Consider the following 17,030-nt stretch of genomic DNA (forward strand, 5'->3'; position numbering starts at 1 on the left):
AGCAAAACGAGGCGGCCTACGGGCCGACCTGTTTGCTCAACGCTTGCGCGTAGTGGTTACGTGATCGTTCCCATGCTCTGCGTGGGAATGCATCCCGTGACGCTCCGCGTCACCCTTGCGCAAGACTCGAGTCTGGTGTCGACAGCGGAACGCAGAGCGTCCCCGCCGGCATTCCCACGCGGAGCATGGGAACGATCAACAACGGCAACGGCAACGGCAACGCGATCAGGCTCACTCGCACCTAAAGCGGACCGGCTACTGATCGTTCCCACGCTCTGCGTGGGAATGCATCCCGTGACGCTCCGCGTCACCCTTGCGCAAGACTCGAGTCTGGTGTCGACAGCGGAACGCAGAGCGTCCCCGCCGGCATTCCCACGCGGAGCATGGGAACGATCAAACATCACAGCCGACTGACAGGGCCTCATCGCGAGCAAGCTAGCTCCCACATTTAACGGTGTACACCCGTGACTCCTCACCACTCTTCAGGTCGAGCGTTAGCTCGCCTTCAGCTTTTGATCTTGATCTTGATCTTGATCTTGATCTGCCCCATCGGAAGGCCGAACGCAGGTTCTGCGCAGTGGGCAACCCGGCATGGATGCCGGGTTAGCCGCCCCCGGCCATGGATGGCCCATGGCGGCGGGCCCACGGAGCAGGACCGGAGTGAGGGTATGCCGAGCCACAGCGAGGCACCGGACGTCAGGGGCGCAAGCGCTTGGTTACTTGGCGCTTCTCCAAGTGACCCGCCGTCAGGGCGGAACCAATAGCCGCCGTTACCCAAGTAACGGATATGTACCCAACCCCAACCCCAACCCCAAAACATTCTTAAACGAACCACATTACAGCCCAATCCACCGAACTTTTTTTTCAGCTATGTTTAGTCCCTGCACACAATCGCCAGTGCTGCCTAACGACCCAATCGATGCCTCGCGCCAAACAACAGGAGTTGAAAATGTCTGAACCGAAACTGCATCCCAATGCCGCCCAATCCCTGAAACAGTGGCACGACATGATCCGCAAGGGCGACTTGAGCGACCTGCCCGGTTTGCTTGACCCGCAAGCGATATTTCGCTCACCAATGGCGCACAAGCCTTATTCGGGAGCCGCCGTGGTATCGATGATTCTCAACACCGTCGTCAACGTATTCGAAGACTTTGCCTACCACCGGGAATTGTCGACAGCAGACGGCTTGAACGTGGTCCTGGAATTCAGCGCCAAAGTCGGAGAGAAAGAGTTGAAAGGCATCGACATGATCCGATTCAACGAACAGGGGAAAATCGTCGAGTTCGAGGTCATGGTCCGCCCGTTCAGTGCCCTGCAAGCCTTGGGCGAGCAAATGGGACAACGCTTGGGCGCTTACCTGGCGGCCAGCAAAACCTGATGTCCTGCCAGCGTCCTGGGCTGCTAATACCAGTGCCGGACAACAACATCAGGCACCGTCGGCTGTGTATCACAGTGTGTCTGGCTATCCCCTTGATACATGAGTTTTCACCTGGCCTGCGATTCGACACAGGCCAGATACGTCACCGGGTTCAAATGCATGCAAGGTTTCAAGGGGCTCAGCCGGAACCCCTGGCCAATGGCATGCGACGGAGACATCACGATGAAGATGGCATTGCACAACAAAAACACCAAAACCCAAGGCCGTCTGATCGGCTCGTCGGTCCTCGCGCTCGCCCTGTTCGGCGTTCTCGGTGCGGCCCACGCACAAACGTCCGCCGCCGCACAGCCAACTGCGATCAAGGCCGGCACCGTCCAAGCAGAACCTTCCCCATTCGGCCCGTTGAAGCACGTCAACGCAGGTTTGCTCACCGTGGCGTATGCCGAAACAGGCCCGGCCAATGGGCCTGTGGTGATTCTTCTGCACGGCTGGCCGTACGATATCCATAGCTATGACGAGGTTGCGCCGCTGCTGGCCGCCAAAGGCTATCGCGTGCTGATGCCGTATGCGCGGGGTTATGGCGACACGCATTTTCTCTCGGAGAAAACCGTTCGCAATGGCCAGCCTGCCGCGCTGGCCAGTGACGTCATTGACTTCATGGACGCGCTGAAGATCAAACAAGCCGTGCTCGGTGGCTACGACTGGGGCGCGCGTTCGGCCGACATCGTTTCGGCACTGTGGCCAGAACGAGTGAAAGCGCTGGTCTCGGTCAGCGGCTATCTGATCGGCAACCAGGCCGCCGGCAAGAACCCGCTCCCGCCCAAGGCTGAATTGCAGTGGTGGTATCAGTTCTACTTCGCCACCGACCGTGGCCGCGCCGGTTACGAGAAAAACACCCACGACTTTGCCAAGTTGATCTGGCAACTGGCTTCGCCGAAATGGGCGTTCGATGACGCCACGTTTGACCGCAGCGCCAAGGCGCTGGAAAACCCCGACCACGTCGACATCACGGTATTCAACTACCGCTGGCGCCTGGGCATGGTCCAGGGTGAGCCTCAGTACGAAGCGCTCGAACAGAAACTGGCCACGGCGCCGTCCATCAGCGTGCCGACCATCACCCTGGAAGGCGATGCCAACGGTGCTCCACACCCCGCTCCTGAGGATTACGCCAAGCGCTTCACCGGCAAATACGAGTTCCGGCTGATCAACGGCGGCATCGGCCACAACCTGCCCCAAGAAGATCCGCAGGCGTTCGCCAAGGCGATCATTGATGCGGACCACCTCTGAAGCGCGCACAAAAAAAAGCCCCGCAACCAACTGGGCTGCGGGGCAAAAAATTGGTTGGTTGCGGCCAACCAAAGGAGCTCGATAAAAAAGTGCAGCCGGCCTGTGTCAGATGCAATCCTGTGCGGCGCGTTCAAAACTCGAAGGCAGGAAGTTGGAAGCCAGCAAATGCCGCTCGTAGATGAACACCTTGCCACCGCTGCCGGCCTTGTAAGCTTCCAGCACGTTGTCCGCCGAGACTTTGCTCGGCACCACGATGCGGTAGCTGCGTTGAGTCTGTGAGACCGTCGGGGTCAACGCGCTGCCCTGCAATTTCGGCACGACGCAGTCGGCGTACTGGGCAGGCGTCTTGCGAGTCTGCAAGGTCAGGGTCGGATCGTTCGGTGCAGAGGCGCAACCGGCGAGCAACAAAGAGGCAACCGCCGTGGCAGGGACGAATAAAGCGCGCATCGGTCTCATCCTGAAATTAAAAGTTCGGTTCTTTCAGCTAATGGAGGCGATTTTCCGACGATTGCCGGCAAAGCAGAACTTGCGTTTAGTAATGGTCACTATTACTTCTAACGATAGTTGTGCGCCGCGCGCGAGAATGCACACTCCATCACCACTGGAAATGACCTTAGTGAGGATCTCACCTTGAGAACTTTTGACCTGATCCGCGACGCCGTTCTGCCCGACTTCCGTGAGCGGGTGGCCGACTACCTGACCCAATATGAAAGTGTGCTGTTGGGCGAAACAGCGGCCGAACCGGAGCTCGTGCGCGATACCGCCAATCAATTGCGTGGTTATTTGCGCGGATTGAACACCACGCGGGTGTTGGGCATGGCGGATTGGGAGGAGTTGGATCGACGGGTGACTAATACGTGGCTGCATAAGCTGTCGGAAAACAGCCAGGATTAGCTCTCAGAGGTATTGTCTGCGTCCTGAGTGGTTTCAGCAGCCAGCTTCAGTCGGTCAGCTTTACTGATGTATTTCGATTTGCTGGCGGGTGCCAATTTGGCGCTGGCTTTTTTCGCGTGAGCCTTTAATAGCTGCGTTATCTTTTTACGACGGTTCATGTCTTTTGCTCGGCGTGTAAGTGCTCGAATGATATCAGCTTACGAAATCGGACCAAATCCCTGTGGCGCGCACTCGGCGGCAAAAAGAAACGGGCGATGATTGCTTCATCGCCCGTTTCGCTGTCAGTTAGATGGAACCGTCAGACACCCTGCCCCCCTTGGGTCAAGAGTGCTTATTCGGTAACCCCGACGAGGTGCTCGGGACCGGGCTCTGCACTGCCGATCGGCGCGTTGAGCAGCAGGAAGTACGCCAGCGCGGAACACAGCGCCACTACCGCGCTGATCATGAACGCCGTGTTGAACGAGCCTGAGTACTGGATGCTGAAACCGGTGACGATCGGCGCGACCGAACCTGCAATATAACCGCCGAAGTTCTGGATTGAACCAAACGAGGCGACCCGGCGACTGTCGACGATGGTGTTGACGATCATCCAGGCCGTGGCGCTGGCCATGTTGATGCTGAACAAGGCCAGGCATAGCAGGATGATGCAACCGGTCAGGCCTGTGACGTACGACAGCGGCAAGGTGAACAGCGCCGCCAGTACCAGGCCTGTGATCACACCGAACTTGCGGCTGGCCAGGATGCTCATGCCACGGCGCACCAACATATCGCAGAAGCGCCCGGCGACAATGGTGCCCACCGCGCCGAAGCCATAAGCCAGCGACACCAGCCACGCCGTCTTGTACAGGTTCATGCCATGCTCGCGCTCGAAGTAACCGGGCAACCAGGTCAGGTGCAGCCACAGCATGTAGATCACGCCCATGAAGCCCAGCACCGCGCCCCACGTGCTGCGGTGCTTGAACAGGTCCAGCCAGCCGGCAAAGTAAGACACCTTCGGTGCCTGTGGATCGGCCGCTTGAACGAGCGGTTTTTTCTCGGATGGCAACGGCTTGCCTTCAGCCGCGAGTTCGGCCAGGTACTGCGCCTTGCTCTTGTAGAAGGTCAACCAGCACAAGGCCAGGACGATACCGAGTGCGCCGGTAATGATGAACATGCCGCGCCAGCCGAAGTTGACCATGAACAGCGTCAGCAACGGTGGCGCCAGGCATGGGCCCAGGCAGGTCGACGACCAGACGATCCCGGTTGGCGTACCGCGTTCGCTGGCATCGAACCATTCGGACAGGGCTTTGGCCGCCGAAGGGAACATCGGTGCCTCGCCAATGCCCAACAGCACCCGCAGGCCCATGAAACCGGCGAAGCTGTTGACCATGCCGAAGGTTGACTGAGCCACCGACCAGGCCAACAACGAGGCGCCCAGAGCGATTTTGCTGCCCAGCCGGTCAATGATCAGCCCCATCGGCAACTGCGCAAACGCGTAGGCGATGGAAAAGGCCGACAACAGGATGCCCATCTGCGAGGGGCTGATCATCATGTCCTTCTGGATCGAGGTATTGGCGATCGACAACGCACTACGGTCCAGGTAGTTGACCATGCCGATCAACAGCAGGAAGACAACGGTGATGCTTTGATACTTCTTCAGTGGCTTCATCTGATGGCCTTTATTATTGTTATTACAGCGGTTCAATGCCGGACGATCCTTCAATGGGTGACGCCTTCATCCCTGCGGTAGACAAAAAAAATCAGGGCTGACGCGCAGTCACCGCCGCCTCGAGCAGGCCACGCCGACTCAGGCTCTCAATCAACGAACGAATACCGAAATCCCACTGCGGCGCCAGATCACTGGTGGTCACGCGGTTGCTCAGCGTGCCCAGTTGCGCGCTGCTGATGGTGACCACGTCGCCCGGCTTATGGGTGAAACCGTTGCCCGGCTGGTCGCGATCCTGCTTGGGGGCGAACAGAGTACCCAGAAACAGCACCAGGCCATCGGGATACTGGTGATTTTCGTTAAGCGTCTGCTGGACCAGGTCGAGGGGGTCACGGCTGATCTGGCGCATGGAACTGTGACCTTCAAGAATGAAACCGTCCTGGCCTTCGACACGCAAGTCCACCTCGGCGTTACGCACGTCATCCAGGCCGAAGGTTTCGTCGAACAGACGCAGCAATGGGCCCAGCGAAGTGGAGGCGTTGTTGTCCTTGGCTTTACCCAGCAGCAAGGCGCTGCGCCCTTCGAAGTCACGCAGGTTGACATCATTGCCCAGCATGGCGCCCTGCACCGTGCCGTGGCTCGACACCGCCAGCACCACTTCCGGTTCCGGGTTGTTCCAGCTCGACTTGGGGTGAATGCCGATGTCGGCGCCATGGCCGACGGCCGACAACGGCTGGGCCTTGGTGAAGATTTCGGCATCCGGGCCGATGCCCACTTCCAGATACTGCGACCACAGGCCCTGCTCCACCAGCACCTTGCGCAAGGCTTCGGCCTGGATCGAGCCCGGGACAATGTGCGACAGGTCGGCGCCGATGCTGCGGGTCAGTGTGTCGCGGATCGCATCGGCCTTGGCCGGATCACCTTTTGCCTGTTCTTCGACCACGCGCTCCAGCAGGCTGGCGGCGAAGGTCACGCCAGCCGCCTTGACCGCCTGCAGGTCAATCGGCGCCAGCAGCCACGGCAGGCTTTCGTCACGCTTGGCAGGGTCGCTGTTTTCCAGCAAGCCGGGCAACTCGATCAAGGCTTCGGCCAAGGTTAGCGACCGCAGATAGGTCACCGGGTCAGCGACTTCAAGCAACGCCGAGACCGTCGCCACGTGAGCGCTGATATCGTGCACGGCGCCGGCCTTGACCAGCACCACTGCCGGCCCCTGGCCGGGCAACCAGACGCGTCCCACCCAGCTGCCGGTATTGAACACGGCGGCATTGCTGCTCAAATGCTGTGCTGCGGGTGCTCTCGATTCGTTTGTCATGTCTGGACTCTTATTGTCGTTGTCAGTCAGTGAGAAAGTGCGGGCAGTTGTAGCTGTCCGGCCGTCTGGTTGAGGTCGTCGATCACCTTTTGCGACAGACTCACACCTTCGCTTAGTGCCTGTTCACGCAGCTTCAGGCCAGCCTGGCCCGGCAAGCGCACCGGGCGCTCGGGGTCTACCGAACGGCTTCCCAGGATCAGGTTGCTCAGGAACGAACTTTCGTCGGTGAAGGCTTCCAGCCCGCCAAAGAAACGCGGATCAATCACCACGGCCGTGGCCGAGGCGCCCCACTGGTCCGGGGCGTCCTTGCGCCCATGACCGGCCAACCCCGAGGTCAATGCCTCGACCAGAATGGCCAGGGCAAAGCCCTTGTGCCCGAAGGCCTGGCCACCCAGTGGCAAGATGCTGCCCGGTGGAGTGGTGAAGAAATCGGCCGGGGCGTCGCTCACGCGGCCGTCGTTGCTCATCAGCACCGGGTGCGGCAGTTGGGTGCCAGCGTCACGGCACTGGCCGACCAGGGCCAGGGTCACGGTGGACATGCTGACATCCAGCAGGATCGGTTCGCCCCGGGTCGGGATGCCGGCGGCAATCGGGTTCGGCGTGTAGATCGGGTCGATCCCGCCATGGGCGCACACCACCCCGACTGACGGGTCCGAGGAATACACCATGGCGACCAGGCCACGGTCGGTGAAGGGCTTCAGATACGCGGCCAGGCAACCAATGTGCGAGGCACGACGCACCACGGCGATACCGATGCCCTGCTCCGTGGCGCCCTTGGCCGCACTCTCCAGCGCTCGGTTCACGCAATAAGGACCGAGCACATAGTGGCCGTCGAACAGGGATGAAATGCCACTGTCCGAGACTTGCTCAAGCGACCCGGCGCGGGCCTTGGCCTGCCCGGTCAACATGCCACCGATGTAGCGGCTCACCAGGTTCAGGCCATGGGTGCGATGGCCCAGCAGTTCACCTTCGAGCAGCACCCGGGTCACCACTTGGGCGACCTCGGCATCGGCCCCGGCTTTTTCAAAGAGTTGCTCGACGAATGCGCTCAGCATTTTCGCGTCGTATCGTTTGGCTTCAGTCATGCAGGCTTCTCCGTCATCAATTCAAGGCCGCGGCGCTATGCTGGCCATCGACCAAACGCCGTAGGCCCAGCGGGTTGGCGTTCTTCAAGGCATCGGGCAGAAACGCATCGGGCACGTTCTGGTAGCACACCGGGCGCAGGAAACGATCGATGGCCAGTGTGCCGACGGAAGTGCCACGGGCATCGGACGTGGCCGGGTACGGGCCGCCATGGACCATCGCATCGCACACCTCCACGCCGGTCGGGTAGCCATTGAGCAGCACTCGGCCGACCTTCACCTCCAACGCGCCGAACAGGTGCCCGAACGCGGTCAGATCATCGTTATCGGCCAGCAGCGTGGCCGTAAGCTGGCCATGCAAGGCATCGACCGCGCGTAACAGCTCGGATTCATCCGCCACCTGGACCACCACCGTGCATGGGCCGAAGACCTCCTCCTGCAGCAGTTCGTCCTGTTCAAGCAGCAGGCTGATGTCGGCCTCGAACAGCTGCGGCTGCGCCTGGTTGCCCTTTTGTGCTTGGCCGCTCAAGTGTTTGATGCGCGAGTGAGCCAGCAAGGCCTGCACGCCTTCGCCGTAGCTGTTCAGGGTGCCGGGGTTGAGCATGGTCTGCGACGATTGCTCGGCCATGTGCCCGGTCAGTTGCTCGATAAAGGTGCTGAACGCCGGTGAGCGAATACCAATGAGCAGCCCAGGGTTGGTGCAGAACTGGCCACAGCCCTGTACCACCGAGGCGGTCAATTCCTTGGCCATCTGCGCGCTGCGGTTGGCCAGGGCCTGTGGCAGGACCACCACGGGGTTGATGCTCGACATTTCGGCAAACACCGGGATCGGTTGCGGTCTGGCGGCCGCCATGTCGCACAGGGCACGACCGCCCTTGAGCGAGCCGGTAAAGCCCACCGCCTGAATGCCCGGGTGCTTGACCAACGCCTCGCCGACGCCGGCACCGAAGATCAAGTTGAACACGCCGGCCGGCATGCCGGTACGTTCGGCGGCGCGGATCAGTGCCTGAGCCACCCGCTCAGCCGTGGCCATATGGCCGCTATGGGCCTTGAACACCACCGGGCATCCGGCGGCCAGGGCGGCGGCGGTATCACCACCCGCCGTGGAGAACGCCAGCGGGAAGTTGCTGGCACCGAACACCGCTACCGGGCCGACACCGATGCGGTACTGACGCAAGTCCGGGCGTGGCAAAGGTGTGCGCGCCGGCAGCGCCTGATCGATGCGCGCACCATAGAAATCGCCACGGCGCAGCACTTGGGCAAACAGGCGCATCTGGCCACTGGTGCGACCGCGCTCACCCTGGATACGGGCGCTCGGCAGCGCTGTTTCCTGGCAGGTCAAGGCGATGAAGTCCTCGCCCAGAGCGTCGAGCTCTTCAGCGATGGCTTCAAGGAATTCGGCACGACGAACCGCTGGCAGATTTCGAAATGGCGCGAACGCTGCGCTCGCCGCCGTCACCGCCGCATCGACTTCCGCCAGGGTTGCTTGGTGGAAAGCACTCGGCAGGCGTTCGCCGGTGTGCGCGTCGATGCTGTAGACCAGGGTGTCGCCCAGGGCGCTGCGCTGGCCGGCAATAAAGTTGTATCCGGGAAATTGCATGGTTTTCGCCTTGTGAAAGTTGCAGGGCTGTCAGTCAGGTCACGGCACCGATCTGCCAGGGCACGAACTCGTTCTGCCCATAACCGTGTTGTTCGCTCTTGCTGCGCTCGCCGGAAGCGATACGCAGCATCTGTTCGAAGATGTAGGCGCCGCGCTCTTCAATACTGGTGGAACCCTCGGCGATACCGCCGCAGTTCACGTCCATGTCTTCTTCCTGGTGCTCGAACACCCGGTTGTTGGTTGCCAGCTTGATCGAAGGGGCCGGCGCGCAGCCGTAGGCCGATCCACGGCCCGTGGTGAAGGCAATCAGGTTGGCGCCGCCGGCGACCTGGCCGGTGGCCGAGACCGGGTCGTAGCCCGGGGTGTCCATGAACACCAGGCCCTTGGCGCGAACCGATTCGGCGTACTGGTACACATCCACCAGATTGCTGGAGCCGGCTTTGGCCACCGCCCCCAGGGATTTCTCGAGAATGGTGGTCAGCCCCCCGGCCTTGTTGCCGGCCGACGGATTGTTGTTCAGTTCAGCGTTCATGCGCCGGCAGTAGTCCTCCCACCAGTGGATGCGCGCGATGAGTTTTTCGCCCACCTCGCGGCTCACGGCGCGACGCGTCAGCAAATGTTCGGCGCCATAAATTTCCGGTGTTTCCGAGAGAATCGCGGTGCCACCGGCGGCCACCAAACGGTCAACGGCATTGCCCAAGGCAGGGTTTGCAGTGATGCCCGAATAACCGTCCGAGCCACCGCATTGCAGGCCGACGATCAGGTGCCGCGCGCTGACTGGCTCGCGCTGTACTTGATTGGCCTGGGGCAGCAAGGCCTTGACCTGCTCGATGCCACTGGCGATGGTTTTGGAAGTGCCGCCGATGCCTTGAATAGTGAACGCGCGCAACTGGTCGCTGGCCTTGAGGCCCTGGGTTTCGAGCAGGCTTTCGATCTGGTTGGTTTCACAGCCCAGGCCGATGATCAGCACGGCGGCAAAGTTCGGGTGCACGGCATAGCCGCCGAGGGTGCGGCGCAACAAGCCCAAGGCCTCGCCGTTGGGGTCCACTGCGCAACCGCCGCTGTGCGTCAGCGCAACGACGCCATCAATGTTCGGGAAGTCGGCCAACGCGTGGGGATGAATATCGCGGCGAAAGTAATCGGCGACGGCACGGGCCACGGTCGCCGAGCAGTTCACTGACGTGAGAATGCCGACGTAGTTGCGGGTGGCGACGCGGCCATCGGCACGCACGATTCCTTGGAACACGGCTTCGGTGCGCGGCGTTTCGTGTGCATCGACGCCGAAGGCATAGTCACGAGCAAAGTCGCCCATCTCGACATTGTGCACATGCACGTGGTCGCCAGCTTCGATGGGTTGGGACGCGAATCCGATGATTTGTCCGTAGCGACGCAGCGGCTGGCCCTGCTCCACACGCTGGGTGGCAACTTTGTGCCCGGACGGAATCGGCTGGCGCACGGTGATCGCTTCGACGTCCAGGTCCAGGCCTTCAGGCAGGGCCTGCCGTGCAATCACTACGTTGTCCAGGGGGTTGAGGCGAATCACGGCAGGGTCGCCGGTCCGGGTTCTGGCAATCAGTTGCATGGGACCTCTCAGGGCAGTACGGCTGTCTTCTTGTTATGGCGTCGCCCGTTCTGTGACAGGCGAATCTGCGATAACTGTAGGGAGCCGGCCTGAACATTCCCAATGAGATGATCCGATCAACTGATAACCTGAAGTTATCGAATCGACCTATTCAACTTGGTTAATCAATCGCTCGCAGCGTCCTCCTCCCGTCGTATCCGGGCGAAATCGAGCAGGATTTCGACGAACTCCCGGGCCGATCCCGTCGGCGGTTCGTCCTTTCGGGTGATGATGCCGTACTCAAGCGGTGCCAGGCGCAGCGGCGTCTGCAGCTCTTTGAACTGGCCGCTGTCCAGCTGCGTCGCCACCATGGACCTGGGCAGCATGGCGATCATGGGGCCCGAGTGCAGCAATTGCTGGAACATCGGCATGGAAATGGTATCGACGGTGTCCGACGGGGATGCAATGCCTGAGGCCTTGAACGCCAGTTCGAGGCGATCGCGGATCGGCGTACCGACCGGGTACAGCACCCACGGCCACTGGCCCAGCGCTTCAAGCGGCGTGCATTCCAGTTCGTTGAGCGGATGACTGCTGTTGACCACCAGGCAGAAAGGCTCAGGCTCCAGTGGCTGGAAGTCGAAGACCTGGCTGTAACGTTCTTCGGTGAAGCGGCCAATGATCAGGTCGAGCTTGTTTTGCTCCAGCATGGCCAGCAGGTGGTCGCTGGATTGCTCGACCACTTCGATCGACAACATGGGGCTGCGCGCCTTGATCGCGGCGATGGCCTGGGGCAACACCACCGAGGTGGCCGCAAAAATCCCGCCGACCTTGAGAAAGCCGTGGCCGCCTTTGCGCAGGCGGTTGACCTGGTCGACGAACTTGTGTGAGTCGGCCAGCGCCCCCTGGGCATAGCGTACGACGTGCTCGCCAAGCTCGGTGGGCGGCATGCTGCGAGGCAGACGTTCAAACAGGGCAAAGCCGAACTGCTCCTCCAGATCCCGCAGCATCTTGCTCAAAGCGGGTTGGCTGAGGTTCATGCGGATGGCGGTGGCGTGCATGTTGCGGGTGCGTGCCAGGGTGTCGATCAGCACCAGGTGTTTGAAGCGCACCCAGTTGCAGAAACTGGAATGGGTGATGTCCGACGGCATCCTATTGCTCCCTGAAGTATTCGAGCAGTGTATTGAGCGCCACCGATTTTGGCCGGGAGCGCAAGGTCAGCAGACCAATGTTGACCATGGAAATGGACAGTTCGACCGGCAGGACAGTGACCATGCCATAGCGCGCATAATGCTCGGCCACATCGTTGGGCACCACCGCGATCATGTCCGACGCTTCGAGCATCGCCGTGGTCGCAAGGATCGAAGCGGTTTCGACAATGTCCAGCGACTGCACCATCGCCCCGGCTTGCAGCGCACTTTCGACCCGGCGGCGCATGGGGCTGCCCATCGGGTGCAGGATCCAGGTCTGGGTGATCAGGTCAGCCAACTGCAAGGGCGCAGTCCCCGCCAACGGATGGCCCGCGCGGGCGATCACGCGCATCTGCTCACCGCTGTCGAACAGCTCGATGTCCAGGTCATGACTGTCGCTCTGATCCGGCAAGCGGCCCAGCACCACATCGAGATCGCCGCGTAGCAACGCCGGCAGCAACGTATCGCTGGTTCCGACCTCAATGCAAATTCGCACCTTGGGATGATCGCGCTTGTACGCCAGCACCGCTTTGGTCAGCAGCCTGGGCACCGGCCCCATCACGCTGCCGACACGCACCAACCCCATGGACCCGCGCGCCAGCTCCGCGATCTGCGCCTGGGCATGCTCGAATTCATGCAGCGCGCCCTGGGCGTAGCGGATCATCACCTCGCCATACAGCGTCGGTTGCATACCTCGCGGCAAGCGTTCGAACAGGCGCACACCCAGGCGCTCTTCGAGTTGCTGCAACAGCAGGCTGGCGGCCGGTTGCGTGGTGTGCATCGCCGTGGCCGCGCGGCGCAGGTTACCGAACTCGCCCAGGGCATTGAGCAACGTAATCTGCCGGCTGGAGATTTTCAGGACGCCGAGATCACGGGGTGCGTGCGGGGTGACAGGTGGATTTTCAGGCATATCAAATCCGGTATACATACTTAGGAAACCGTGATTATGCATGTATCGCTCGGCGACCTACAGTCGAGCCTTCCAAGGCCACTCAGAACAAGAATCCACCATGAGCATTCGAATTACGCACCTGAGCGTTCGCGATATCCGTTTCCCCACATCCCTGTCCCTGGACGGCTCCGATGCGATGAACAGCGCGCCGGATTACTCCGCGTCCTACGTCGTGCTGCACACCGACGCCCTTGCCGGACTTGAAGGCCACGGCCTGACGTTCACTATCGGCCGTGGCAACGAAATCTGTGTGGCCGCCGTGCAATCCCTGGCACCGATGGTAGTGGGCTTGACCCTTGAAGAGATCGTCGCCGACATGGGCGCCTTCTGGCACAACATCACCGTGGGTGACAGCCAATTGCGCTGGCTGGGCCCGGAAAAAGGCGTAATCCACCTGGCCACCGCGGCCATCGTCAACGCCGTCTGGGACCTGTGGGCCAAACACGAAGGCAAACCCGTGTGGAAGCTGTTGGCCGACATGACGCCGGAACAGCTGGTGCGCTGCCTGGACTTCAGCTACGTCACCGATGTGCTCACCCCCGAGGAAGCCATCGCCCTGCTGCGTCGTCAGCAATCGGGCAAAGCCGAGCGCGAGGCGCAGATGCTTCGCGAAGGTTACCCCGGTTACACCACCGCCCCGGGCTGGCTCGGCTACAGCGAAGAAAAAATGCGCCAACTGGCCCGCGAAGCGGTCGAGGATGGCTGGACCCACATCAAGCAGAAAATCGGCGCCAACCTCGAAGACGACATCCGCCGCGCCACCATCCTGCGTGAAGAAATCGGCTGGGAACGCAGCCTGATGATGGACGCCAACCAGGTCTGGGGCGTCGATGAGTCAATCGCCAATATGCGTCGCCTGGCGGCATTCGAACCGTTGTGGATCGAAGAGCCGACAAGCCCTGACGATATTCTCGGCCATGCAACCATCCGCCAGCGCATTGCACCGATCGGCGTCGCCACGGGCGAGCATTGCCACAACCGGGTGATGTTCAAGCAGATGTTCCAGGCCGGCGCACTGGACTTCTGCCAGTTGGACCCGGCCCGCCTGGGAGGTCTCAATGAGGTGTTGATCGTCCTACTGATGGCCGCCAGGTTCGACGTGCCGGTCTGCCCCCATGGCGGTGGCGTCGGGTTGTGCGAGTACGTGCAGAACATCGCCCTCTTCGACTACATCGCCGTCTCGGCCTCCCTGCACAACCGTGTTCTGGAATACGTCGACCACCTGCATGAGCACTTCATCGACCCGGTGGTGATCCGTCACGGCCGCTACATGCCTCCGAAACGCCCGGGCTACAGCATCGAAATGCACGCCGAAACCCTGGAGCGCTACCAGTATCCCGATGGCGCGGTCTGGCTCGATATTGCTCAGCGACCAGAAACGACTGCACGGACGTTATCCCTCTGATGGAGAGAAAACCCAGAGGGCAATGGACGCCTATTCACGGTCCTCGCCCTTCCCTTCCAGCCCCTTGGCCCGAAGGGTCTGGAGATAACCGCTGACCGCCGTGTCTATCGTGGGAAAGAACGCCGTTTCGCCGAGGCGAGCGAACAATCCGAATCGCTTCATTTTGTCCTTCACCGGATCCTTCATCTCAGCCACGCATAACTTGATGCCGCTCGCGTGTAGCGTTTCATCAAGCTCGGCCAGCATGTCGGCGGACGTCACGTCCACGCTGGTGACCGGCTCCGCCGCCACGACCAGCCAGCGTACCGGCGTCGGCGATGTGGCCACGGCCTCCAGGACCCGATCATGAAAGAGTTCGGCGTTGGCAAAGAACAGCGGCGAATCCCAGCGAAACAGCACCAGGCCGGAGATACGCTGCGCATCGGGATAACGCGTGATGTCGTGATAGCCTTCGACACCTTCGGCGCGCCCCAATACCGTCGAATACGGACGCCAGCCATCCCACAGGAATTCGATGACAGCAATGACGATCGCCAGGCCAATGCCTTCGATCGCGCCGAATACGGCCACGCCTGCGGTGCAAGCAATCGAGAGCCAGAACTCCCAACGCTGAATGCGATAAATGCGCCGCAGGTCGGTGATCTCGAACAGGCCGATGGCCGATGCGATCACCACCGCCGCCAGCGCACTGGTCGGCAAGTTCTTCAACAAATCGGGTTCCACAACCAACAGCAAGGCCACTGCCAGCGCACCGACGACACCGGCCAGTTGGGTCTTGGCGCCCGCCGCTTCGGCGACGGGAGTGCGTGACGAGCTGCTGCTGATCGGGAAGCCCTGGAAAAAACCGCCGGCGAGGTTAGCAACGCCGAGGCCGACCATCTCCTGGTTCGGGTCGACATAGGTTTGGGTTTTCGCCGCATAGACCCGCGAAAGCACGCTGGTATCGGCAAACGACACCAGCGCAACGGCGAAACCACCGATCAGCACCGGGACGATATCGGCTCGGCTGATCCAGGGAATGACCAGCGAAGGCAGGCCTTGGGGAAGTGTGCCGAGGACCGCTACGCCGCGTGCGGCGAGGTCGAGCATGCCAACAACGAGGGTGGCGGCGGCCACGGCGATCAGAATGCCCGGCACGCGCTTGTAGTTCTTGAGGGCCAGGATCACCACCAGGGTGGCTGCGCCGATCATGAATGTGATCCAGTTGGTTTTCCCCTCCATCACCGCGCTGGCAATCGCCCATATGTTCCGCAACGGCCCATCGGATTCGATCTTGAAGCCGAACAACTTCGGCAACTGGCTGATCAGTACCGTCAGTGCGATGCCATTCATGTAGCCATAGCGAATGGGTTTGGACAGCAACTCGGTGATAAAACCCAGTCGCGCTAACCCCGCCAGGATGCACACCGTCCCGGAGACGATTGCCATCATGCCTGCCAGGGCGATTGCACGATGCGGGTCGCCCCCGGACAGGGGCAGGATCACGGCGAGAATGACCGCGGCCAAAGACGAGTCAGGTCCCAGCACCAGAATGCGGCTGGGGCCGAACAAGGCATAGGCAAGCAAAGGAACGATGGTCGCGTACAGGCCATAAATGCCGGATACACCCGACGCCACCGCGTAGGCGATACCGACGGGCACCAGCATCGTGGTCAGTACCAGTCCGGCCACGATATCGTGCCCCAACCATTCCATCTTGTAGCTGCGCAGTGTTCGTAAACCGGGCAGCCAGCGACTCCAGCCAGAGGGCTTGGTTGTGCGGCTACGCGCAATGCGGCCGGGTTCCGGAACAGGAGACGACGTCTGCGAATCACTCATACGACTTGCCTTTTGCCATGGCCAGACAGTTCGATGCGTCGGTAACAGCGATTTGAGAGAGCTTAGTCGTTAGTTCCACAATACAAATAAAAGTAAAGGCGCCTGGTTTCGTTTGTTCTGCTGTTTCGGCATATCGTCCAGTTCGAATCAGCCTAAGCAACACCGAAAAAACATGAATATCCACGGTATGAGTGATCGAACACATCGGCAATCACTGACTATGCTTTGACCTAAGTGCAAGGCTCTGACCCGAGATACGTCGCGCTGTTTTGCCCGCCATCACATGGAATAGCAGGCTCATGAAACCGATCCGCGTTCTTGCCAACGCTGTGGCTCTTGCCTCAATCATCCTCACCGCCGGCTATACAACCCGTGCTGCCGAAGTGCCGTTGGGCAGCACTACGATGAAAGGTCACATCGTCACGCAGGTACTGGCCGTCGATCCGGCGAACTATCAGATCACCATCGAAGGCGCCGATAAAAATCCGGTGCCCCTCCAACTGACCGACAAAGCCAAGGCACTGCACAACTTGAAAGTCGGCGACAAGGTCGACATACATGTCATTCGCACAGTCGCCTACACGCTCGACACCAATGTCGACAGCACGCCAGGTATCAGCAACGAATCAAAGACCGTGCGCGCCAGCAAAGACAACCCCAATCCGGGAGGCGAGGCGATTCGTCGGGTCAAGGTCACTTCGAAGATCACTCACATTGATTTGAAAAAACATGAAGTGACTTTGCTGCCGCCGGAAGGAGAAGCAAAAGTCATGAAGGTCGAGGACCCCAAGCTACAGGCCCGAATGAAGAAGCTCCAGGTGGGTCAGACAATCAACGCTATTTACACCGAAGTCATGCATGTCAAAACCTCACGCTAGCAAGGTAGGCGGACAACACAGGCGTCAAAAA

General features: G+C 60.8%; 15 protein-coding genes. 5 read left to right on the plus strand and 10 right to left on the minus strand.

Annotated elements, in window-relative coordinates; genetic code table 11:
- Window positions 1-949: 949 nt before the first annotated feature.
- Both QRN31_RS24400 and QRN31_RS24405 read left to right on the plus strand, forming a co-directional pair.
- Window positions 950-1,378, plus strand: coding sequence for a nuclear transport factor 2 family protein (locus QRN31_RS24400; RefSeq protein WP_285435056.1), 429 nt, complete (start codon window positions 950-952; stop codon window positions 1,376-1,378).
- A 222-nt stretch (window positions 1,379-1,600) separates the two neighbouring features.
- Window positions 1,601-2,665 carry an alpha/beta fold hydrolase gene (locus QRN31_RS24405; RefSeq protein WP_285435058.1) on the plus strand — a complete coding sequence of 355 codons (1,065 nt, stop codon included), beginning with the start codon at window positions 1,601-1,603 and terminating at the stop codon, window positions 2,663-2,665.
- 105 nt (window positions 2,666-2,770) lie between these two features.
- On the opposite strand, the gene QRN31_RS24410 is transcribed toward QRN31_RS24405, so the two are convergent.
- The gene (locus tag QRN31_RS24410) at window positions 2,771-3,112 is read right to left on the minus strand and encodes a YajG family lipoprotein (protein ID WP_285435059.1); all 342 of its coding nucleotides are present in this window, start codon (window positions 3,110-3,112) and stop codon (window positions 2,771-2,773) included.
- A gap of 183 nt (window positions 3,113-3,295) precedes the next feature.
- Between QRN31_RS24410 and QRN31_RS24415 the strand changes: the two genes are divergently transcribed.
- A complete protein-coding gene (locus QRN31_RS24415; RefSeq protein WP_285435060.1) occupies window positions 3,296-3,559 on the plus strand; it encodes a hypothetical protein in 264 nt (87 codons plus the stop codon).
- Here QRN31_RS24415 and QRN31_RS24420 read toward each other — a convergent pair.
- From QRN31_RS24420 to QRN31_RS24455, 8 genes are all read right to left on the minus strand, one after another.
- Window positions 3,556-3,717: a DUF2986 domain-containing protein gene (locus tag QRN31_RS24420; RefSeq protein WP_285435061.1), complete on the minus strand. Its 162-nt coding sequence runs from the start codon at window positions 3,715-3,717 to the stop codon at window positions 3,556-3,558. The two genes, QRN31_RS24415 and QRN31_RS24420, sit on opposite strands and share 4 nt — an antisense overlap.
- Before the next feature lie 173 nt (window positions 3,718-3,890).
- Complete coding sequence (locus QRN31_RS24425) at window positions 3,891-5,207, minus strand: MFS transporter (protein WP_285435062.1); 1,317 nt, start codon at window positions 5,205-5,207, stop codon at window positions 3,891-3,893.
- Between the two features lie 91 nt (window positions 5,208-5,298).
- A complete protein-coding gene (locus QRN31_RS24430; RefSeq protein WP_285435063.1) occupies window positions 5,299-6,516 on the minus strand; it encodes a fumarylacetoacetate hydrolase family protein in 1,218 nt (405 codons plus the stop codon).
- A gap of 26 nt (window positions 6,517-6,542) precedes the next feature.
- A complete protein-coding gene (locus QRN31_RS24435; RefSeq protein WP_285435064.1) occupies window positions 6,543-7,601 on the minus strand; it encodes an Ldh family oxidoreductase in 1,059 nt (352 codons plus the stop codon).
- Window positions 7,602-7,617: 16 nt separating this feature from the next.
- Window positions 7,618-9,198 (minus strand): aldehyde dehydrogenase (NADP(+)), encoded by a 1,581-nt coding sequence (locus tag QRN31_RS24440; RefSeq protein ID WP_285435065.1) that lies wholly within the window; start codon window positions 9,196-9,198, stop codon window positions 7,618-7,620.
- Window positions 9,199-9,232: 34 nt separating this feature from the next.
- Window positions 9,233-10,780 carry a UxaA family hydrolase gene (locus QRN31_RS24445; RefSeq protein ID WP_285435066.1) on the minus strand — a complete coding sequence of 516 codons (1,548 nt, stop codon included), beginning with the start codon at window positions 10,778-10,780 and terminating at the stop codon, window positions 9,233-9,235.
- Window positions 10,781-10,944: 164 nt separating this feature from the next.
- Window positions 10,945-11,907: a LysR family transcriptional regulator gene (locus QRN31_RS24450; protein WP_285435067.1), complete on the minus strand. Its 963-nt coding sequence runs from the start codon at window positions 11,905-11,907 to the stop codon at window positions 10,945-10,947.
- A gap of 1 nt (window position 11,908) precedes the next feature.
- Window positions 11,909-12,856: a LysR family transcriptional regulator gene (locus QRN31_RS24455; RefSeq protein ID WP_285435068.1), complete on the minus strand. Its 948-nt coding sequence runs from the start codon at window positions 12,854-12,856 to the stop codon at window positions 11,909-11,911.
- A 100-nt stretch (window positions 12,857-12,956) separates the two neighbouring features.
- Here QRN31_RS24455 and QRN31_RS24460 point away from each other — a divergent pair, with 100 nt between their 5' ends.
- Complete coding sequence (locus QRN31_RS24460; protein WP_285435069.1) at window positions 12,957-14,303, plus strand: L-fuconate dehydratase; 1,347 nt, start codon at window positions 12,957-12,959, stop codon at window positions 14,301-14,303.
- A 30-nt stretch (window positions 14,304-14,333) separates the two neighbouring features.
- On the opposite strand, the gene QRN31_RS24465 is transcribed toward QRN31_RS24460, so the two are convergent.
- Window positions 14,334-16,121 (minus strand): SulP family inorganic anion transporter, encoded by a 1,788-nt coding sequence (locus tag QRN31_RS24465; protein ID WP_285435070.1) that lies wholly within the window; start codon window positions 16,119-16,121, stop codon window positions 14,334-14,336.
- Between the two features lie 299 nt (window positions 16,122-16,420).
- On the opposite strand from QRN31_RS24465, the gene QRN31_RS24470 reads away from it, so the two are divergent.
- A complete protein-coding gene (locus tag QRN31_RS24470) occupies window positions 16,421-16,999 on the plus strand; it encodes a hypothetical protein (RefSeq protein ID WP_285435071.1) in 579 nt (192 codons plus the stop codon).
- Window positions 17,000-17,030: the final 31 nt, after the last annotated feature.

The organism is Pseudomonas sp. fls2-241-R2A-110 (assembly GCF_030209165.1).
Classification (GTDB): Bacteria; Pseudomonadota; Gammaproteobacteria; order Pseudomonadales; family Pseudomonadaceae; genus Aquipseudomonas.